This window comes from Candidatus Thiosymbion oneisti (assembly GCF_900092655.1).
Taxonomy (GTDB): Bacteria; Pseudomonadota; Gammaproteobacteria; order Chromatiales; family Chromatiaceae; genus Thiosymbion; species Thiosymbion oneisti.
The window spans coordinates 1-1,258 of the sequence record NZ_FLUY01000682.1 but is presented as its reverse complement, the minus strand read 5'-3'; the positions used below and the strand labels follow the sequence as shown (position 1 = coordinate 1,258).

The following is a 1,258-nucleotide window of genomic DNA, read 5'->3' as shown; positions in this document are numbered from 1 at the left end:
CCTATAAGTGAAAAAGTAGAGCGATTCATCTTTTTGACCCCCTCTCCCCAACCCCTCTCCCGGCGGGAGAGGGGACAGAGTAGCCAGTACCGCTGGTCATGTTATCACTTATGTATTAGCCATTATCTGCGTCTACTTGGCAGAAACCGCCAAGGCAGGCAAATCAAAAACCTAAAGGAATTAGAACAAGCACTCAAATCCGCTTAAATTCTGAATCTTTTCGGCATAAGATGTGAAATTTCTTATAATTATCATGGCCTTCCGGTTTCGGCAATCCCTGTCGAACTTAGCAGTATTGCCTTGGGATGTATGGAGGGGATAGCCCGCGTAGGGCGGGTGAGAGGCACGCTTCAGGGCCAAACCAACCACTGTGATCGGGTGCCTCGTCACCCGCCGTATAGGTGTGGTAGTCCCCAGGTGGCGGGTGGCGGCCATCCCTGGCCTGACGCGAGCTCACCTGTTAATTGGGTGTTAGGCATCGAAATAACCAAAAATCAACAGGATATTGTTATGGCATACAGTGAATTTACAATAAAAAAGGCAAAAGACGAATTTGGACTAAAAATCGCCGAAAACAAAGATATTTTCGAGGAGGTGGAATCTGTTGAAGTCAGTGATGACCTTAGAATTAAATTGGAGGAAAATGTGCCATTAGCCTTGGCCATAAATACGGAGAAAGCAAGATCAGAGTTTATTATTGCCTTTGTTTTATTGGAATTAAGAAATAACTTCAAAGGCAAAATCAGTTTATTTTCAGGAATAGACTTTGAAGTCGACAAAGAAAAACATCTAAATGGTTTTTGTGATTTCATTATTAGCCTTTCTTCGGAACAGCTTTTTCTCACCACCCCCATTGTGACGGTAGTTGAAGCAAAGAATGAAAACATTATCGGTGGAATCGGGCAATGTTTGGCTGAAATGGTCGCATCAAAAATATTCAATGAAAATGAAAATAATCATTTAGATAATATCTATGGAGTGGTCACCACGGGAAGTGCCTGGAAATTTTTAAAGCTTAGTAGGCATACGGTCTTTATAGATAAAAAGGAATATCACATTGAACATATTGGAAAAATTATGGGGATTTTAAGTGCGATGATAAATCAAATCGCCTGACCAGGGAGCGGTGAGTCGTTCTGAAAGAGGCCTGTTCAACGTGTCGAGGAGGTGAGAAATATGGCATTTATTGTCCCAGCACGCTAGTCCAAAACTATGCACTTTAGTGCAAGGCTTTAGCTGCTACACAGGTATGCTACAA

Annotated in this window: 1 protein-coding gene; it reads left to right on the top strand. The window is 42.4% G+C overall.

The genetic code is table 11. The annotated features are described in order from the left end of the window. Window positions 1-417: 417 nt before the first annotated feature. The gene (locus BQ17_RS07360) at window positions 418-1,116 is read left to right on the top strand and encodes a hypothetical protein (RefSeq protein ID WP_218068156.1); all 699 of its coding nucleotides are present in this window, start codon (window positions 418-420) and stop codon (window positions 1,114-1,116) included. Window positions 1,117-1,258: the final 142 nt, after the last annotated feature.